At 63.0% G+C, this 18,560-nt stretch carries 21 protein-coding genes; 11 read left to right on the top strand and 10 right to left on the bottom strand.

What is annotated here, in order from left to right:
• Position 1 precedes the first annotated feature (1 nt).
• The 4 genes from livM to HU766_RS01210 all read left to right on the top strand — a co-directional run bounded on the left by livM (position 2) and on the right by HU766_RS01210 (position 4,252).
• Positions 2-1,303, top strand: coding sequence for a high-affinity branched-chain amino acid ABC transporter permease LivM (gene livM / locus HU766_RS01225; protein ID WP_033701788.1), 1,302 nt, complete (start codon positions 2-4; stop codon positions 1,301-1,303).
• Positions 1,300-2,175 (top strand): ATP-binding cassette domain-containing protein, encoded by an 876-nt coding sequence (locus HU766_RS01220; protein ID WP_033701787.1) that lies wholly within the window; start codon positions 1,300-1,302, stop codon positions 2,173-2,175. Before livM ends, HU766_RS01220 begins: the two co-directional genes overlap by 4 nt.
• A complete protein-coding gene (locus HU766_RS01215; protein ID WP_033701785.1) occupies positions 2,172-2,888 on the top strand; it encodes an ABC transporter ATP-binding protein in 717 nt (238 codons plus the stop codon). Before HU766_RS01220 ends, HU766_RS01215 begins: the two co-directional genes overlap by 4 nt.
• A gap of 596 nt (positions 2,889-3,484) precedes the next feature.
• Complete coding sequence (locus HU766_RS01210; RefSeq protein WP_095063875.1) at positions 3,485-4,252, top strand: SDR family oxidoreductase; 768 nt, start codon at positions 3,485-3,487, stop codon at positions 4,250-4,252.
• Between the two features lie 48 nt (positions 4,253-4,300).
• On the opposite strand, the gene HU766_RS01205 is transcribed toward HU766_RS01210, so the two are convergent.
• The 4 genes from HU766_RS01205 to HU766_RS01190 form a co-directional block, all read right to left on the bottom strand.
• Positions 4,301-4,546 carry a hypothetical protein gene (locus HU766_RS01205; RefSeq protein ID WP_186652728.1) on the bottom strand — a complete coding sequence of 82 codons (246 nt, stop codon included), beginning with the start codon at positions 4,544-4,546 and terminating at the stop codon, positions 4,301-4,303.
• Positions 4,547-4,620: 74 nt separating this feature from the next.
• Positions 4,621-5,718 (bottom strand): AGE family epimerase/isomerase, encoded by a 1,098-nt coding sequence (locus tag HU766_RS01200; protein ID WP_186652727.1) that lies wholly within the window; start codon positions 5,716-5,718, stop codon positions 4,621-4,623.
• Between the two features lie 50 nt (positions 5,719-5,768).
• A complete protein-coding gene (locus HU766_RS01195; RefSeq protein ID WP_033701781.1) occupies positions 5,769-6,401 on the bottom strand; it encodes a TetR family transcriptional regulator in 633 nt (210 codons plus the stop codon).
• A 123-nt stretch (positions 6,402-6,524) separates the two neighbouring features.
• Positions 6,525-6,842, bottom strand: a complete 318-nt coding sequence (locus HU766_RS01190; RefSeq protein ID WP_186652726.1) for a hypothetical protein — start codon at positions 6,840-6,842, stop codon at positions 6,525-6,527.
• Between the two features lie 338 nt (positions 6,843-7,180).
• Between HU766_RS01190 and HU766_RS01185 the strand changes: the two genes are divergently transcribed.
• Positions 7,181-9,247 (top strand): AsmA family protein, encoded by a 2,067-nt coding sequence (locus HU766_RS01185; RefSeq protein ID WP_186652724.1) that lies wholly within the window; start codon positions 7,181-7,183, stop codon positions 9,245-9,247.
• 31 nt (positions 9,248-9,278) lie between these two features.
• Here HU766_RS01185 and HU766_RS01180 read toward each other — a convergent pair whose 3' ends face one another.
• Both HU766_RS01180 and osmE read right to left on the bottom strand, forming a co-directional pair.
• Entirely contained in the window at positions 9,279-9,809 is a 531-nt protein-coding gene (locus tag HU766_RS01180; RefSeq protein WP_033701778.1) for a ferritin-like domain-containing protein, read from the bottom strand.
• A 48-nt stretch (positions 9,810-9,857) separates the two neighbouring features.
• Complete coding sequence (osmE, locus tag HU766_RS01175) at positions 9,858-10,199, bottom strand: osmotically-inducible lipoprotein OsmE (protein WP_033701777.1); 342 nt, start codon at positions 10,197-10,199, stop codon at positions 9,858-9,860.
• Positions 10,200-10,322: 123 nt separating this feature from the next.
• On the opposite strand from osmE, the gene HU766_RS01170 reads away from it, so the two are divergent.
• Positions 10,323-11,213, top strand: coding sequence for a triacylglycerol lipase (locus HU766_RS01170; protein WP_186652722.1), 891 nt, complete (start codon positions 10,323-10,325; stop codon positions 11,211-11,213).
• Here HU766_RS01170 and HU766_RS01165 read toward each other — a convergent pair.
• Positions 11,194-12,087, bottom strand: coding sequence for a DMT family transporter (locus HU766_RS01165; RefSeq protein WP_186652721.1), 894 nt, complete (start codon positions 12,085-12,087; stop codon positions 11,194-11,196). The two genes, HU766_RS01170 and HU766_RS01165, sit on opposite strands and share 20 nt — an antisense overlap.
• Before the next feature lie 133 nt (positions 12,088-12,220).
• On the opposite strand from HU766_RS01165, the gene HU766_RS01160 reads away from it, so the two are divergent.
• From HU766_RS01160 to HU766_RS01150, 3 genes are all read left to right on the top strand, one after another.
• Positions 12,221-13,009 (top strand): helix-turn-helix transcriptional regulator, encoded by a 789-nt coding sequence (locus tag HU766_RS01160; protein WP_186652720.1) that lies wholly within the window; start codon positions 12,221-12,223, stop codon positions 13,007-13,009.
• A 74-nt stretch (positions 13,010-13,083) separates the two neighbouring features.
• Positions 13,084-13,368 carry a PsiF family protein gene (locus tag HU766_RS01155; protein ID WP_047582340.1) on the top strand — a complete coding sequence of 95 codons (285 nt, stop codon included), beginning with the start codon at positions 13,084-13,086 and terminating at the stop codon, positions 13,366-13,368.
• A 71-nt stretch (positions 13,369-13,439) separates the two neighbouring features.
• On the top strand, positions 13,440-14,447 hold the full coding sequence (locus HU766_RS01150) for a membrane protein (RefSeq protein ID WP_033701772.1): 1,008 nt from the start codon (positions 13,440-13,442) through the stop codon (positions 14,445-14,447).
• Positions 14,448-14,485: 38 nt separating this feature from the next.
• Here the strand turns inward: HU766_RS01150 and HU766_RS01145 are convergent, their stop codons facing one another.
• Positions 14,486-15,757, bottom strand: a complete 1,272-nt coding sequence (locus HU766_RS01145; RefSeq protein WP_186652719.1) for an Hsp70 family protein — start codon at positions 15,755-15,757, stop codon at positions 14,486-14,488.
• Between the two features lie 164 nt (positions 15,758-15,921).
• Between HU766_RS01145 and cbpA the strand changes: the two genes are divergently transcribed.
• The gene (gene cbpA / locus HU766_RS01140) at positions 15,922-16,878 is read left to right on the top strand and encodes a curved DNA-binding protein (protein ID WP_033701769.1); all 957 of its coding nucleotides are present in this window, start codon (positions 15,922-15,924) and stop codon (positions 16,876-16,878) included.
• 2 nt (positions 16,879-16,880) lie between these two features.
• On the top strand, positions 16,881-17,189 hold the full coding sequence (locus tag HU766_RS01135; RefSeq protein ID WP_033701768.1) for a chaperone modulator CbpM: 309 nt from the start codon (positions 16,881-16,883) through the stop codon (positions 17,187-17,189).
• A 122-nt stretch (positions 17,190-17,311) separates the two neighbouring features.
• Here HU766_RS01135 and HU766_RS01130 read toward each other — a convergent pair whose 3' ends face one another.
• Complete coding sequence (locus HU766_RS01130) at positions 17,312-17,827, bottom strand: GNAT family N-acetyltransferase (RefSeq protein ID WP_186652718.1); 516 nt, start codon at positions 17,825-17,827, stop codon at positions 17,312-17,314.
• Positions 17,828-17,858: 31 nt separating this feature from the next.
• Positions 17,859-18,557, bottom strand: coding sequence for an urea ABC transporter ATP-binding subunit UrtE (gene urtE / locus HU766_RS01125; RefSeq protein WP_047582342.1), 699 nt, complete (start codon positions 18,555-18,557; stop codon positions 17,859-17,861).
• Positions 18,558-18,560 lie beyond the last annotated feature (3 nt).

Raw genomic sequence — 18,560 nt, 5'->3', positions numbered from 1 at the left:
CATGTCCACTGCCAAAACTGCCCCTGTTTCCGAAACCAACGGTTTCGACCTCAAACGCAGCCTGCTGGAGACCTTCGTCGCCGGCCTGCTGGCGCTCATTGTCTTTGGCCCGGTCGTCGGCGTGGTGCTCGACGGCTACACCTTCAATGCCGAACCCCGCCGCGTGGCGTGGCTGGTCGGTGGTGTAATGGTCGGGCGCTTCCTGCTCAGCCTGTACCTGCAGAGCGGCGCTGGACGGCGCATGCTGCAAGGCTTCGACAGTGGTGGCTCGGGCGTGCATGTGAACGCGCCGAACTACAAGTCACGCCTGCGCTACATCATCCCGGCGCTGATCGTGATCGCCATCGTCTTCCCGATCTTTGCCAACAAGTACCTGCTGACCGTGGTCATCCTCGGCCTGATCTACGTATTGCTGGGCCTAGGGCTGAACATCGTGGTCGGCCTGGCCGGCCTGCTCGACCTGGGGTACGTGGCGTTCTATGCCATTGGCGCTTATGGCCTGGCGTTGGGCTACCAGTACCTGGGCCTGGGCTTCTGGAGCGTGCTGCCGCTGGCGGCCATCGCCGCAGCGCTGGCAGGGTGCATACTCGGCTTCCCGGTGTTGCGCATGCACGGTGACTACCTGGCGATCGTGACCCTGGGCTTTGGCGAGATCATCCGTCTGGTATTGAACAACTGGTTGTCGTTCACCGGCGGGCCGAACGGCATGCCGGCGCCGTCGCCAACCTTCTTCGGCCTGGAGTTCGGCCGTCGAGCCAAGGACGGCGGGGTGCCGATCCACGAGTTCTTCGGCTTCGATTACAACGCCAACCTCAAGTTCGTGTTCATCTACGCCGTATTGTTCCTGGTGGTGCTGGCGGTGCTGTACATCAAGCACCGGTTGACCCGTATGCCAGTCGGTCGCGCCTGGGAAGCGCTGCGTGAAGACGAGATCGCCTGCCGCTCGATGGGCCTGAATCACGTGCTGGTCAAGCTCTCGGCCTTCACCCTCGGGGCATCTACTGCGGGCATTGCTGGTGTGTTTTTCGCCACGTACCAGGGCTTCGTCAACCCGTCGTCGTTCACCTTCTTCGAGTCGGCGCTGATCCTTGCCATCGTGGTACTGGGCGGTATGGGTTCGACGGTGGGCGTAGTGATCGCAGCGTTCGTGCTGACTGTGGCCCCGGAGCTGCTGCGCAGCTTCTCCGAGTACCGCGTGCTGCTGTTCGGCGTGCTGATGGTGCTGATGATGATCTGGCGACCGCGTGGGCTGATCCGCATCAGCCGTACCGGTGTGGTTCCGCGTAAAGGAGTGGCGCCATGAGCGACGAAATCATTCTTTCGGTCGACAACCTGATGATGCAGTTTGGCGGCATCAAGGCGCTCAGCGATGTCAGCCTCAAGGTCCGGCGCAATCAGATCTTTGCCCTGATCGGCCCCAATGGTGCCGGCAAGACCACGGTGTTCAACTGCCTCACAGGCTTCTACAAGGCCAGCGGCGGGCGCATCGAACTGAACGTGCGCGGCAGCCAAACCAACGTCATCCAGTTGCTCGGCGAGCGCTTCCAGGCGGCCGACTTCGTATCGCCCGCACGCTTTGCCAACCGCCTGTACTACAAAATGTTCGGCGGCACCCACCTGGTGAACCGGGCAGGCCTTGCCCGGACTTTTCAGAACATTCGCTTGTTCAAGGAAATGTCGGTGGTGGAAAACCTGCTGGTGGCCCAGCACATGTGGGTCAACCGTAACCTGCTGGCCGGGGTGCTCAACACCAAGGCCTACCGCAAGGCCGAGAGCGATGCCCTGGACCATGCGTTCTACTGGCTGGAGGTGGTCGATCTGGTCGATTGCGCCAACCGCCTGGCCGGTGAGTTGTCGTACGGCCAGCAGCGGCGCCTGGAAATTGCCCGGGCCATGTGCACGCGGCCGAAGATCATCTGCCTGGACGAACCGGCTGCCGGCCTCAACCCGCAGGAAACCGAGGCCCTGAGTGGCATGATCCGCGTGCTGCGCGACGAGCACGACATCACCGTGGTGCTGATCGAACACGACATGGGCATGGTCATGAGTATCTCCGACCACATCGTCGTGCTCGACCATGGCAACGTGATCGCCGAAGGCGCGCCACAGGAAATCCGCAACAACCCGACGGTGATTGCCGCCTACCTGGGTGCAGACGAAGAGGAACTGGTATGAGTGCACCCATTCTCGAGCTCAAGGACCTGGATGTGTTCTACGGGCCGATCCAGGCGCTGAAGAAGGTATCGATGCACATCAACGAGGGCGAGACGGTGAGCCTGATCGGCGCCAACGGTGCCGGCAAGTCGACCCTGCTGATGTCGATTTTCGGCCAGCCGCGCGCCGCGTCGGGGCACATCGTGTACCGCGGCACCGACATCACCCGCAAGTCGTCGCACTACATCGCCTCCAACGGCATTGCCCAGTCGCCGGAAGGGCGGCGGGTGTTCCCCGACATGACCGTCGAAGAAAACCTGATGATGGGCACCATCCCGATTGGCGACAAATATGCCAAGGAGGACATGGAGCGCATGTACGAACTGTTCCCGCGGTTGAAGGAGCGGCGTACCCAGCGGGCGATGACCATGTCGGGGGGCGAGCAGCAGATGCTCGCCATCGCCCGTGCGCTGATGAGCCGGCCGAAGTTGCTGCTGCTCGATGAGCCGTCGCTGGGGCTGGCGCCGATTGTGGTCAAGCAGATCTTCGCCACCTTGCGTGAGCTGGCCAAGACCGGCATGACCATTTTCCTGGTGGAGCAGAACGCCAACCATGCCCTGAAGCTGTCGGACCGGGCGTATGTGATGGTCAACGGAGAAATCCGCATGACCGGGACGGGGCAAGAGTTGTTGGTGAATGAAGAAGTGCGTAGCGCCTATCTGGGCGGGCACTGAGTTGATTCGGGGGCTGCAAAGCAGCCCCCGCTGTAAATGTGGACAACTTGCTGCACCTCGCTCCCATGCCTCCATACAACTCCAGCCTAAGCCATTGTTTCCACAGCCTTGTTTTACCCACGGATAATGTGGAGCCGCCTGTGGAAAACATGGGTGCACCTCGCTGTAGCCCTTTGCTGTCGAGGCCTGCAGGCTTCTGATCGTTTTTTGATCGGTTTGCCCTTGTGGATGATTTTTCAGGGATTTTTACCCACATGCAGCTGTGTGTAATCGCTTTGAGCACCTGTGTATAACTCTGTGCAAAACCCTTGGACATACCGCTGCAAGCGGCATGGTTGAAAGCCTTGCGCCATCACTAAAAAGATATCCACCGACCCTGGAACGCTGAAAGGGTTCCGCTACCCCGACAAGTTGCCCCCAATCTGTGGGGAAAGCCTTGTGGATAACATGCGCATACATGACGCCAGGCCCTCTGCAACGGGGCTTTCGCCGATATGGTCAATATTTGATCAGCTGCTTCAATGGCTTGCTGCCTGCGTAGCACGAAGGCATGCTGCAACCCCCTGCCGAAATTAATCCACAGCGAGGAACAGAGCATGACGTCCACCGTATTCATCACTGGCGCGACTTCCGGTTTCGGTGAAGCTACCGCCCGACGTTTCGCCGAGGCCGGCTGGAAGCTGATCCTCACTGGCCGGCGTAAAGAGCGCCTGGACGCCCTGTGTGCCGAACTGTCGGCCAAGACCGACGTGCACGGGCTGGTCCTGGATGTGCGCGACCGCAACGCCATGGAACAGGCCATCGCCACGCTGCCGCCCGGTTTTGAGAAGCTGCGCGGCCTGGTCAACAACGCAGGCCTGGCGCTGGGCGTCGATGCGGCGCAGAACTGCAGCCTGGACGACTGGGAAACCATGGTCGACACCAACATCAAGGGCCTGATCTACACCACGCGCCTGCTGCTGCCTCGGTTGATCGCACACGGCCGCGGCGCGTCGATCCTCAACGTAGGTTCGGTGGCGGGCAATTACCCGTACCCGGGCAGCAACGTGTATGGCGGCACCAAGGCGTTTGTCGGGCAGTTTTCCCTGAGCCTGCGCTGCGACCTGCGCGGCACTGGCGTGCGCGTCAGCAACATCGAGCCGGGGCTGTGCGAGAGCGAGTTCTCGTTGGTGCGTTTCGGTGGCGACCAGGCCAAGTACGACGCCACCTACGCGGGTGCAGAGCCGATCCAGCCGCAGGATATTGCCGAGACCATCTTCTGGATCCTCAACCAGCCTGCGCACATCAACATCAACAGCCTGGAGCTGATGCCGGTGAGCCAGGACTGGGCAGGGTTCTCGATCGACCGGTCGCCCAAGGGCTGATCAGCATCCCCGGGCGTGCCCATGGCACGCCCATGCTGCCGCAGGCCTTCAGTTGTCTCGGAAAGTCTCGTTGGGGTTCAGAAGTTGCAGGGCTTGCAGCATATCGTTGACGACATCAGCGAGCATGGCATCTTCTCTACTCGGCTGCCCCTCGACATATTTCAAAAGGCTTGTAAGCAAACCAAGCTTTCGCTCATGCAGCAGCTTGTTCTTCTCAAGCTTGGAAGCCGCGATGTCCTTACTGGTAGCCTCAATTTCAGTTTGAAAGTGAGCCTTCAGAATTTCGTTGCCCATGACTGAACTCCTCTTTAGGGGAGCCTTTACGCTATCAACGCGTCTTGAGAACCGAAACTGGTAAAAATGTCAGGTCATTCCAAGCGCTGCAGCCCTGCCAGGCAGGTCGCCAAGTGATAGGGCGTGGTCGAAGGCATGTCATGCCGGCTGACAGCGCCTTCGCCGTCCCGGCATTCATACCAGCCGCCGTCATGCAGGAACCGCTGCGTCATCGCCTGCAACTGCTGCGCAAGCTTGGCTTCGTTGCCTGAGCGCAACGCCAGCGCCCGCAGGTACTCCGCCTGGGCCCAGATCCGCTGGGTGGCATCGATGACCTTGCCGTCCACAGCCAGCATTGCTAAGACCGCCGAATCCTTTACCCCGCACTGCTCGGCATAATCGAACGCCCGGGCAATGGCGCCATGCAGCGGGGTGCCGCGTAACAGTGGCGAGGTGTCGAGCAGGTAGAACCACTCGAACTGATGCCCTGGTTCGAACCAGTTATCCACAGCGTCGCGTGGTTTTTCCAGCATCAAGCCGTGCTGCGGTTCGATGAACTGTGCCTGCAGGGCATCGCACAACTGCAGCAGTGCCTGCTGCACGCTGGCATCTTCACGCACGGCAAGCACCTGCAGGAAGGCTTCGGCCAAGTGCATCTGGGGGTTCTGCAGCGGGCCACTGCCAAGGTCGGCCCAGTCTTCAGCGAGGCTGGCCTCGTACAGGCCGTCGTCGCGGGCGAACTGCGTGCTGACGATTGCCAGGGCAGCGTTCAGCGCAGACTCCACCAGGCTGTCGCGGACCTTGCCCCAGTAATGCGCGCAGGCAAACACGATGAACGCGTGGGTGTAGAGGTCTTTGCGCCGGTCCAGTGGCTTGCCTTCGGCATCGATGCTGTAGAACCAGCCGCCGTGCTCGGCATCGTGGAAATGCCGCTGCAGCGAGCGGAACAACGCCGCTGCCCGCTCTGCCGCGCCTGGCTGCTCGATGCGGCTGCTGAACAGGTACAGCTGGCGCGCGCAGGCCATCGCTCGATAGCGCTGAACCGGCAACGGCCGGTGCTGGGCATCGAGGGCCTCGAAGGGCAGGGCCATTTCGACGTTCCAGCCCGGGCCTTGCCACAGCGGCACGATACGCTCGGCAAAGTGCTGGGTGAAGCGGGCCAGTTCGGGCGGAGTGGGGCGGGGGTCGGACATGAATGCGCTCGTCACAATCGGGCAGTGCGCCATGGTAGCAGAACTGCGCTTCAGCCCGGGTTACCCAGGCCTTGCCAGTGCCGCGCGCCGACGAAGATGAAGCGCAGCTGTTGGGTGATCTTTTCCTGCGCGGACAGCGCCTGTGGATAACCTGAATCAGGGTTGTCGATCAGTTCGGGCAGGGTGGCAAATACCGTCTTCACGACCAGGTCGGCCATGACCGCCAGTGCTGCTCCGTCCAGGTGCTGCCAGCGTTTCATGCGCGCAAGGTCGGTGGCCAGGTCGTCACTGATGTCCTGGCGCAGGCGGGCAATCGCCTGGCGTACCGCCTGCGAGCCACCGTATTGCTCACGGGCCAGGAACAGGAACTGCGCCCGGTGGGCGGCGACCACGTCGAGGAAGATGCGCACCGAGGCGTCGGTGATGCCGCCAAACTCGAATTCGTTCTGGCGCACCAGGCGGATGGTCTGGCGGAAGGTGGTATCGACCTCGGCCACCAGAGCCAGGCCCAGGGCGTCCATATCGGGAAAATGCCGGTAGAAACCGGTGGGTACGATACCTGCCGTTTTCGCCACTTCGCGCAGGCTGATGCTGCCGAAACCACGGCCACTCTCCATCAGCTGGCAGGCGGCATCGAGCAAGGCCTGGCGGGTCTGTAGCTTCTGTTCGGCACGCGGCAGCATGGGTCAGGGTTCTGTGTCGGTCGAGGCAGGGCACTCTAGATAATAAAACGAAGCCCGGTCAATGGACCGGGCTTGGAGGTGAGCAGGCATTGTGCCGCAGGTTGTTATTTTCGGCCATGGCGATCAGCTCACACGGCTGAGTTCAACCAGGCGATCCGAGCCACCTTCGGCTACTCGGCCGGAGCGTTCGATCAAGCGGTCCGAGCCACCTTCGGCGACGCGGCCAGTGCGTTCGATCAGGCGGTCCGAGCCACCTTCGGCGACGCGGCCAGTGCGTTCGATCAGGCGGTCCGAACCACCTTCGGTAACCGTTTTCAGGGGCTGGGCGATTTCAGCGGTGCTGGAGCGCGATTCGGCGGTCAGGTGCTGGTCAGCAGCCGGCAGGGCGAAGGCGTTGGCAGCAAGGATCGACAGGGTCAGGGTCAGCAGGTGGCGTTTCATGAGTGGTTGCTCCTCTGGGGGGCTGGAAAGTGGGTACGAAGCCAATGCTACGCCCGGTAACGCCAGAGAAAAGTTCATAAGGATAATGGTAACAATCGACAGCATTGATAGAGCTTTTTGGAGGCTCTAGCACGGTTGTTTCAACATGATTGGTGGCTTCTGGCCTTCATCTTTTCCAGGTAACGCAACGCCGTTGCCCAGACCAAATGCTGAGCAAGGCGCCAGGAAAAACTTCGTTATCATGGCGCCACCGATAAAACCCAGCGGGCTTTCATCAGTCCGAGTTAATGAGTGCCACCGGTGCCCGCTTTGTGCCATGCCGTCAGGAGAATCACGCAATGACGCGACCCGCCAGAATTCTTGTCTGGACCCTTGCCACCCTGTTGACCCTGTTGGCGATACTGGTGGTGGTAATCGCCACCTTCGACTGGAACCGCGTCAAGCCGTTGCTCAACGAGAAGGTTTCCGAGGCCCTGCACCGGCCTTTCGCAATCAATGGCAACCTTGCGGTGCAGTGGCGTACCGAGCCCGAAGAAGGCGGTTGGCGGGCGTGGGTGCCGTGGCCGCACTTCATTGCCGAGGACCTGACCCTGGGCAACCCAGACTGGCTCAAGGAACCGAAAATGGTCGCCCTCGAGCGTGTCGAGTTCCGCCTGGCGCCACTGCCACTGGTGTTCCAGCAGATCGTCATCCCCCGCATCAACCTGACCAAGCCCACCGCCAGCCTGACTCGACTGGCCGATGGCCGTGCCAACTGGACCTTCGACTTCGGCCCCAAGGATGAAAACGCAGAACCCTCGAAATGGCAGCTGGACATCGGTGCCATCGGTTTTGACCAAGGCAATGTCAGCCTTGATGACCAGACCCTGAAGACCAGCATGAAGGTACAGATTGACCCGCTGGGCAAGCCGATACCCTTCAGCGACATCGTCGGCAAGGCGCGGGCCGAGAAAACGGCGGGCGCCCAGGACTATGCCTTCGGCCTCAAGGCCCAGGGCCGCTACAAAGGGCAGCCGGTGTCCGGCACCGGCAAGATCGGTGGCCTGCTGGCGCTGCAGGACGCCAGCCAACCGTTCCCGTTGCAGGCTGACGTGCGCATCGCCGACACCCACGTGGTGCTCGCCGGCACCCTGACCGACCCGCGTAACCTGGGCGCCCTGGACCTGCGCCTGCGCCTGTCCGGCAAGAGCCTGGGCAACCTCTACCCGCTGACCGGCGTGACGCTGCCCGACACCCCGGCCTACGCCACCGACGGCCACCTCACTGCCAACCTGCATGCCGCGCAAGGTGCGACCTTCAATTACCAGGGGTTCAACGGCAAGATCGGCGACAGCGACATCCACGGCGACCTGGCCTTCGTGGCCAGCCAGCCGCGGCCCAAGCTCTCCGGCAAGCTGGTCTCCAACCAGCTGCTGTTCAAGGACCTCGCGCCGCTGATCGGTGCCGACTCCAACGCCGAGCAGAAGGCTCGCGGGGGCGCCAGCAAGCAGCCGACGGGCAAGGTATTGCCGGTCGAGGAGTTCCGCACCGAACGCTGGCGCGCCATGGACGCCGACGTCGAGTTTGCCGGCAAGCGCATCGTCCACAGCGAGCAGTTGCCGTTCAACGACCTGTCTGCCCACGTGATCCTCGAAGACGGCCTGCTGCGCTTGGAGCCGCTGCGCTTTGGCGTGGCCGGTGGCAACCTGGCCTCCAGGATCCGCCTCGATGGCCGCAGTGTACCGTTGCAGGGGCGGGCGCAGTTGACCGCGCGGGGCTTCAAACTCAAGCAACTGTTCCCCACCTTCGCGCCGATGCAGACCAGCTTCGGCGAACTCAACGGCGATGCCGACATCACCGGCCGCGGCAACTCGGTGGCGGCGCTGCTGGGCACGGCCAATGGCGACCTGCGCATGCTGATCAACGATGGTGCGATCAGCCGCAGCCTGATGGAAATTGCCGGCCTCAACGTGGGCAACTACGTGGTTGGCAAGTTGTTCGGTGACGAGGACGTGCAGATCAACTGCGCGGCGGCCGATGTCGGAATCAAGGACGGGCTGGCGAGCACACGCCTGTTCATCTTCGATACCGAGAACGCGATCATCTACATCAACGGCACGGCGAATTTTGCCAGTGAGCAGTTGGACCTGAAGGTGACCCCGGAGTCGAAGGGGCTGCGGCTGTTCTCGCTGCGTTCGCCGCTGTATGTACGCGGGCCGTTTGCCAAGCCGAGTGCGGGTGTGCAGGCGGTGCCGCTGGCCTTGCGCGGGGCGGGGATGGTGGCCTTGGGGGTGGTTGCGGGCCCCGCGGCGGGGCTGCTGGCACTGATTGCGCCTAGCAGTGGGGACGAACCGAACCAGTGCACGCCGTTATTGCAGCAGATGAAGGCGGGCAAGGCGCCGGCGGCGGTCAAAGGCAAGAAATAATGTAAGGGGCCGCAGAGCGGCCCCCTTTCGATTACAAACCTTGCAACAGATCGGACATATCGTCTGCGTGCTCTTCTTCCTGCGCCAGGATGTCTTCGAAGATGCGCCGCGTGGTCGGGTCCTTGTCACCAATGTACTGAATGATCTCGCGGTAGCTGTCGATCGCAATCCGCTCGGCCACCAAGTCTTCCAGCACCATTTCTTTCAGGTTATTGCCCGCCACATATTGGGCATGGGAGTTCTTGGTCAGGTTGTCGGGGTTGAAGTCCGGTTCGCCGCCCAACTGCACGATCCGCTCGGCCAGCTTGTCGGCGTGCTCGGCTTCCTGGTTGGCATGCTCCAGAAACTCTTCGGCCGCCACGCTCGCCTTGATCCCGCTGGCCATGAAGTAGTGGCGCTTGTAGCGCAGCACGCAGACCAGCTCGGTGGCCAGCGACTCGTTGAGCAGGCGCAGGATCTCTTGGCGGTCGGCATGGTAGCCCTCGGTCACGGCGCCTTGCTCGACGTGCTGGCGGGCACGTTCGCGCAGGGTTTGCACATCGGTCAGTTCAACGTTGCTCATGGTTATCTCCAAAAAGATCAGGACGGGTGGTCAAGGTGTTGCGTAGGCTCACGCGCCGGGTACGGCTTCGCTGTCCTCTTCTCGTTGCTTGCAAGTCTTGAAGCCCTTGGCATCGACATGGCCGGTGGCGTCGAAGCGCACGTAGTACGCCTGTTGCTTGCCGTCGCGGTTGAGGATGTAGTCGTTGCAGGTGCCGCCGTGGGGCAGGTCGATCGCATTGGATGGGCTGCCACCAATGGCGATCACTTTCTGCATGGTCATGCCGTGCTCCACCTGCTTGACCAGCGGCTCGTCACGGTAGGTGACGTAGTCCACCGGGTTCTCCGGGCGGCTGCCGCAAGCGGCAAGTGTTGCGCTGGCCAGAAGGATTGCCAGGGTCTGTTTGTACATGGTCCCGCTCCTTGCTCAGGGTCTGTTTGGTTTGGAACCGCACGGCGCGCCAGGAGTTCGATTGCGATGCTCATCCAGGCCGCTGTAGTGTTGGCCGGTCGACCACGCAAAGGGGCAGGGGCTATGCCGCAGGAATTGGCCACGCGATACCCACTGGTGCTGGTGCCGGGCATGCTCGGTTTCGTCCGGGTGCTGCTCTACCCCTACTGGTTCGGCATCGTGCCGGCCCTGCGCAAGGGCGGGGCGCAGGTGTTCCCCGTGCAAGTCTCGCCGCTGCACGCCAGTGAGGTGCGGGGTGAACAGTTGCTGGCGATCATCGAAGCCATCTGCCAGCGCACCGGTGCCGACAAGGTCAACCTGATCGGCCATAGCCAGGGCGCCTTGGACGCGCGCTATGCCGCGGCCAAACGGCCTGAGCGGGTGGCCTCGGTGACGTCCGTGGCGGGGCCCAACCATGGCTCGGAACTGGCCGACCACCTGCACCGTACGGCGCCGGGCGACTCGCCCCAGGGGCGTATCCTCAAGGGCGCGCTGCACGGCCTGGCGGTGCTGCTGGTGTGGCTGGAAACCGGCTGGCGCCGCGAGCCATTGCCCATCGACGTGCACGCCTCGCACCAGGCGCTGACCAGTGCCGGGGTGGCGCTGTTCAACCAGGCTTATCCACAGGGCCTGCCCGACACCTGGGGCGGCGAAGGGCCGGCAGAGGTCAACGGCGTACGCTACTACTCCTGGTCAGGCACCTTGCAGCCCGGCCTGACCGACCAGGGGCGCAACCGCTTTGACGGCAGCAACCGCTTCTGCCGCCTGTTCGCCCGCAGTTTCGTCAAGGAAAAGGGCCATTGCGATGGCATGGTCGGGCGCTTCAGCTCGCACCTGGGGCAGGTGATCGGCGACGACTACCCGCTCGACCACCTGGACATCGTCAACCAGTCGCTCGGCGCCGTGGGCAAGGGCGCCGAGCCGGTGCGCCTGTTCACCGAGCACGCCGCCCGGCTCAAGGCTGCGGGGCTGTAGCGCTGCGGCGTACGGGGGTGGTCCAACGCTCGGCCAGGATCACCCCCAGCAGGGTCAACAGGCCGCCGACCAGGTGGTAGCTGGCCAGCTGTTCATCGAGCACCCCAGCGGCGATCAGCGCGGTGACCAAGGGCAGCAGGTTGAAGAACAGCGTGGTGCGGCTTGGCCCCAGGCGGTGCACGGCCTGCATCCACACCAGCGGGGCGATCATCGAGGCCAGCACGCAGGCGTACAGCACCAGGCCGACGTTGTGGGCATTCAGGCCGGTCTTGTCCGACAGCAGGAACAGCGGCAGCAACACAACGATGGCCACCTGCACCTGCAGGTACAGCAACTGCAAGGGCGGCAGGCGCAACTGCCATTTTTTCAGCAGGAAGCTGTACAGCGCATAGGCCAGGGTGGCCACCAGCATCAGCAGGTCGCCGCTGTTCAGGCCCTGTTCCAGCAAGGCCCCGGGTTGGCCTGCGCTGACCACTTCAAGCACGCCGAAAAACGACACCACGGCGCCGACCAGGGCGCCGAAGGTCAGGCGCTGGCCGAGCCAGGCAATCGACAGCGCCAGCGACATCAACGGCATCAGCGAGAGGATGATGCCCATGTTGGTGGCGCTGGTGATGCTGGCGGCGAAGTACGCCAGGCTCTGGTACAAGGCCATGCCCAGCACGCCGAGCACGAACACCTTGCCCAGGTGCGGGCGGATGGCTGCACGGTTGCGCCACACGGCGGGCAGCAGGAAGGGGGTGAACAGCAGGCCGGCCAGCAGCCAGCGGTAGAAGCCGATCTCGGCGGGGTGGATGGCACCGGCCGACAGCTTGGTGACCACGGTGTTGCCGGCCCAGATAAGGATGGCGGTGAGGGGGAACAGGTAATTCATAAAGGTGCAACTCTGGGTGAGACCAGGAATTTTGGGGCTGCCGCTCAGCAGGCCCAGGTTGCCCGGTATTATGAGTTGTCTGTCCGCAAGCCTATACTTGTATCCAGACAATCCGCCCTTCGAAGCAGACAGCATGCCGCGCAAATACCTCGACATCCCCGGTTTCGACCGGCTCCCGGCGCCGGTGTACTTGCGCCACGACGAGTTCGGTGCCGATACCCACAGCGCCCCCCACCGCCACGCCTGGGGCCAGCTGAACTACGCGGCCCACGGTGTCATGCACCTGGATGTCGAAGGCCAGCGCTTCCTCTCGCCGCCGCACTACGCCGTGTGGGTGCCACCGGGCATCGAACACGGCTGTTACAACCCCCAGGCCATCGTCTACCGCTCGCTCTACCTGGACCGCAGCTTGTGCGCCGGGTTGCCGCAACAGCCGTGCAGCCTGGTCATCAGCGACATCCTCAAGGCCATCCTCGGCGACTTCGCCCGGCGTGACCTGAACGTGGCGCAGGACGAACGCGACCAGCGCCTGGTGCAGGTGCTGCTCGACCAGTTGCTGCTGGCGCCGACCCAGACCTGCTATTTGCCCTTCGCCCGCAGCGAGGGCCTGGGCCAGGTGCTCGATGGCTTGAGCCGTGCCCCGGGCGACAATCGCCCGCTGGCCGATTGGGCGCGGCAGGTGCATGTCAGCGAACGTACCTTGGCCCGCCAGTTCATCCGCGAACTGGGCATCGGTTTTGGCGAGTGGCGCCTGCGCCTGCGCTTTCTGCGTGCCATCGAGATGCTGGAGGCAGGCTTGCCGATTCAGGCCATTGCCTTCGACCTCGGCTACAGCAGCGCCTCGGCCTTCATCGCCATGTTCCAGCGCCAGGCCAATTGCACACCGGAGCAGTACCGGCGTCAGGCGCGGTCTGGCGGCTGAAATGAGTGTAAAAAATCTTGTCTACACTCAGTGGCACCACCGTGCATCGGGCGCGGAGACAAGGAGACCACGCCATGAAGCTGCTGCAAATGCCATTGCTGGTGCTGGCTGTATTGTTCAGCGCACAGGGGTTCGCCGCCACTGCGCAACAGGAAAAGATGACCTCGTGCAACGCCGACGCCAGCGCCAAGGCGCTCAAGGGCGATGAACGCAAGGCGTTCATGAGCAACTGCCTGAAGAAGAGCGTACCTGCAACCCAGCAGGAAAAGATGAAGACCTGCAACGCCGACGCCAGCACCAAGGCACTCAAGGGTGACGAGCGCAAGGCGTACATGAGCGACTGCCTGAAGAAGAAATGACCTGCGCCTATGCCTGTAGGGCGAAGGCTGGCAGACTGCGGGTCTTTTTTGTTGTCTGCCCCTGAGGCTGTATGACCTTCACCCCCCGCCAGATCACCCTGGCCAGTTGGATCATCGTGTTTGCCGGCCTGTTGCTGGCGCTGCCCCTGAAGTTGCTGCCGAGCCTGCTTGCCGGTTTGCTGGTGTTCGAACTGGTCAACATGCTGACGCCGCGGTTACAGCCACTGATCGCCGGGCAGCGCGCCCGCTGGCTGGCCGTGGCCCTGCTCGGCACGTTGGTGGTCATTACTCTGACCCTGCTGATTGCTGGCGCATTCAGCTTCCTGCTGCACGAGGCGGAGAACCCCGGGGCTTCGCTGGACAAGTTCATGGCCTTGGTCGAGCGGGCCCGTGGGCAACTGCCGCCGTTCATCGAAGGCTACCTGCCGGCCAGTGCCGCCGAGTTCAAGGTGGCCATTGGCGACTGGCTCAAAAGCCACCTGGGCGAGCTGCAACTGGTAGGCAAGGGCATGGCGCACATGTTCGTCACCTTGCTGATCGGCATGATCCTCGGCGCCATCGTGGCCTTGCAGCGTATCCCCGACATTTCTCGGCGCAAACCGTTGGCCGCAGCCTTGTTCGAACGCTTGAGCCTGCTGGTGCAGGCGTTTCGCAACATTGTCTTCGCGCAGATCAAGATTTCGCTGCTCAACACCACCTTCACCGGCATCTTCCTGGCCGTGGTGCTGCCGATGTTCGGAGTGCATCTGCCGCTGACCAAGACGCTGATCGTGCTGACCTTCCTGCTTGGGCTGCTGCCGGTGATCGGCAACCTGATGTCCAACACCCTGATCACCATCGTCGGGTTGTCATTGTCGATCTGGGTGGCGATGGCGGCGTTGGGGTATCTGATCGTCATCCACAAGGTCGAGTACTTCCTCAACGCGCGGATCGTGGGGGGGCAGATCAGTGCCAAGTCGTGGGAACTGCTGCTGGCGATGCTGGTGTTCGAGGCGGCATTCGGCTTGCCGGGGGTGGTGGCGGGGCCGATCTACTATGCGTATCTGAAGAGCGAGCTGAAACGAGTGGAACTGGTTTGAGCTGAGATCTTGGGGCCGCTTTGCGGCCCCAAGATCGTTCAGATAACGCCGTAGCGTTTGCGTGCCTCGATCGCCAACCCGCTGCCAATGCTGCCAAAGATGTTGCCTTCCACATGCCGTGCATTGGGCAACATCGCCGCCACGCTGTTACGCAGCGCCGGAATCCCGCTGGACCCCCCGGTAAAGAACACCGTATCCACTTGCCCTTCGCCCACACCGGCCTTGTTCAGCAGCTCGCTGACACTGCCGCGCACGCGCTCCAGCAGGCTATCGATCGCTTCTTCGAACACCGCACGGGTCAGCTCGGCGGTCAGCTCAGGCTCGACACGGCGCAGGTCGATGCGGCGGCTGTCCTGTTCGGTCAGCTCGATCTTGCTGGCTTCCACTTCCATCGCCAGCCAGTGGCCGGCGCGCTGTTCGATCAGCTGGAACAGGCGGTCGATACCGAGGGTGTCCTCGATGTCGTAACGCATGTTGCCCAGGGCCAGCTGCGACTTCTGCGAGTACAAGGCGTTGATGGTGTGCCAGGTGGCCAGGTTGAGGTGGTAGCTGGTCGGCATCAACGCACCGCTCTTCATCCGGCTGCCATAGCCGAACAACGGCATCACGCCCTGCAGGCTCAGCTGCTTGTCGAAATCGGTACCGCCGATGTGCACGCCACCGGTGGCGAGGATATCGCTTTGGCGTTCGGCCACCAGGTGGCGCTCGGGCGACAGGCGGATCAGGGTAAAGTCGGAGGTACCCCCGCCGATATCGACGATCAGTACCAGCTCTTCACGGCTGATGCTCGACTCGTAGTCGAAGGCTGCGGCAATCGGTTCGTACTGGAACGACACGTCCTTGAAGCCGATTTTGCGCGCCACGTCGGCCAGGGTGTCTTCGGCTTCCTGGTCGGCGGCCGGGTCTTCATCGACGAAGAACACCGGGCGGCCCAGCACGACCTGGTCGAAGCTGCGCTCGGCGGCGGTTTCGGCGCGCTTTTTCAGTTCGCCGATGAACATGCCCAGCAAGTCCTTGAACGGCAAGGCGCTGCCCAGCACGCTGGTGTCGTGCTTGATCAGCTTGGAGCCGAGCAGGCTCTTGAGCGAGCGCATCAGGCGGCCTTCGTAGCCTTCCAGGTACTCGTGCAGCGCCAGGCGGCCATACACCGGGCGACGCTCCTCGATGTTGAAGAAGACCACCGAAGGCAAGGTGATCTTGCCGTCTTCCAGGGCAATCAGCGACTCGAGGCCAGGGCGGTGCCAGCCGACCGTGGAGTTGGAGGTGCCAAAGTCGATGCCAAGGGCACGGGCCGGGGATACGTCAGACATGGGAAAAAGGTTTCCGGAGGCAAAACGGCCGCGCAGTTTATGCCAGTTGGCAACAGAATCAAGACCAGTCGTCTGCCATACAGCAATCCCAAGCGGCCCTTGAAAGGCTATGCTTGACCCCTATCTTCAGTTGCAACACGCAAATTCACATTGGTGATCCATAAATGGACTTCAAAGACTATTACAAGATACTTGGCGTAGAGCCCACGGCGGACGAAAAGGCGATCAAGGCCGCCTACCGCAAGCTGGCACGCAAGTATCACCCCGATGTCAGCAAGGAGCGCGACGCCGAGGACAAGTTCAAAGAGGCCAACGAGGCCTATGAAGTGCTCGGTGACGCGCAGAAACGTGCCGAATTCGACGAGATCCGCAAGTACGGTGGCCAACATGGCCGGCCGTTCCAGGCGCCGCCGGGCTGGGAAAACCGCGGCGGTGGTGCGGGCGGTGGTTTCGAAGGCGGTGACTTCTCCGACTTCTTCAGCTCGATTTTTGGCGCGCGTGGGGGCAACCCCTTTGGCGGCGCCCGGCAACAGCGCAGCGCAGGCAGGCGAGGGCAGGACGTGGAGTTGGAACTGGCGGTATTCCTTGAGGAGACCCTGAGCAAGGAGTCCAAGCAGATCAGCTTCCAGGTGCCGCAGACCAATGCCGCCGGGCAGCGCACCGGGTTCACCACCAAGACCCTGAACGTCAAGATCCCCGCGGGGGTGACCGACGGCGAGCGCATTCGCCTCAAGGGCCAGGGTGCGCCGGGCAGTGGCGGCGGGCCCAACGGCGACCTGTTCCTGACCATCCGCATGGCACCGCACCCGCTGTTCGATGTCGAAGGCCATGACCTGATCATCACCGTGCCACTGGCACCGTGGGAGGCGGCACTGGGCGCCAAGGTGGCGGTGCCGACCCTGGACGGCAAGATCAACCTGACCATCCGTCCCGACAGCCAGAGCGGCCAGCGCCTGCGCGTACCGGGCAAGGGCCTGGCCAACAAGCAGGGCGAGCGCGGCAACCTCTATGCGCAGCTCAAGGTGGTCATGCCGACTGCATCCGACGAGTCGACCCGTGAACTGTGGGCCAAGCTTTCCGAGAAGGCCGCGTTCAACCCGAGGGCACAATGGAGTAAGTGATCATGAGCAGCACCCTGATCGTTCAACTGGACATGCGCACCCTCTGCCAGGAAGCCGACATTACGGCGGACTACGTGATCGAAATAGTCGAGCACGGCATCGTCGAACCCTCTGGGCGAACGCCTGAGGACTGGTTGTTCGACGATCAGGCGCCGCTTTTGGCCAAGCGCGCGGCGAAGCTGCACCAGGAGTTGGAACTGGAGTGGGAAGGCGTGGCGCTGGCGCTGGAGCTGTTGCAGGAAGTGCAGCAGCTGCGCAGTGAGAACAACATGCTGAAACAGCGCTTGGGCAGGTTCACCCAACTGGGATGAGGCCAGTGCGGGCCCCTTCGCGGGGCAAGCCCGCTCCCACAGTTACAGCACAATCAAGGACTGTGAGGTCCCTGTGGGAGCGGGCTTGCCCCGCGAAGGGGCCTGCACCGGCACCCTCACGTTCAGGCCGGCTCGGCCCCCGGGCTCAGCATCAACTGCATGAACGTCAGGTCCAGCCAGCGGCCGAACTTCACCCCCACCTGCGGCATCTGCCCGGTCACCACGAACCCCAGCCGCTCATGCAGGCGTACCGAGGCCGCGTTGCCGCTCTCGATGGCCGCCACCATCACGTGCTTGCCGCAACCCCGCGCGCGTTCCACCAATGCGCCCATCAACAGCGGCCCCAGGCCCTTGCCGCGCTGGTCGCCGCGGATGTACACCGAATGCTCCACGGTATTGCGAAAGCCCTCGAACGGCCGCCAGTCGCCAAACGACGCATACCCCAGCACGCCGCTCTCATCCACCGCCACCAGAATCGGGTAGCCCTGCTGCGCACGGGCCTCGAACCAGGCCTGGCGGTTGCCCAGGTCGACGGGTGTTTCGTTCCAGATCGCCGTGGTGTTGCGCACCGCGTCATTGTAGATGTCGAGGATGCCCGGTACATCGGCGGGCAAGGCGTCGCGGATTTCGTGGCTCATTGCAGCGTCTCACAAGGTCGATGGGCGCAGATTAAATGGTTACCAGCCCGCGTACACCTTCTGCCTGCATGTTATCCCCGCGCCCACGCTGAATGATCTCGCCGCGGGCCATCACCAGGTACTGGTCGGCCAGTTCTTCGGCGAAGTCGTAGAACTGCTCCACCAGCAGGATGGCCATGTCGCCACGTTGGGCCAGGCGCCGGATGACCGCGCCGATTTCCTTGATCACCGAAGGCTGGATACCTTCGGTGGGCTCGTCGAGTATCAGCAGGCGCGGGCGGCTGGCCAGGGCACGGCCAATAGCCAACTGCTGTTGCTGGCCGCCGGACAGGTCGCCGCCGCGGCGCTGTTTCATCTGTTCCAGTACCGGGAACAGTTCGTAGATGAACGCGGGCACTTCACGGGCCTCGCGGGCGGGGAAGCGCGACAGGCCCATCAACAGGTTCTCCTCCACGGTCAGCCGCGCGAAGATTTCGCGGCCCTGGGGCACGTAGGCGATACCGGCCTGCACCCGTTGCTGGGGCTTGAGCGTGGTGATCGGCTTGCCTTCCCATTCGACGCTGCCTTCGCGGGCTGCGACCAGGCCCATCAGGCAGCGCAGCAGGGTGGTCTTGCCCACGCCGTTGCGGCCCAGCAGGCACGTGACCTCGCCGACCTTGGCCTCGAAGGACAGGCCACGCAGGATGTGGCTGCCGCCGTAGTATTGGTGCAGTGTGTCGATTTTCAGCATGTC

Origin of the sequence: Pseudomonas sp. SWRI77, from assembly GCF_014269105.1 — a bacterium.
Classification (GTDB): Bacteria; Pseudomonadota; Gammaproteobacteria; order Pseudomonadales; family Pseudomonadaceae; genus Aquipseudomonas; species Aquipseudomonas capeferrum.
Note: the sequence above shows the minus strand (reverse complement) of the source record. Positions and strands in the feature narration are given on the sequence as shown.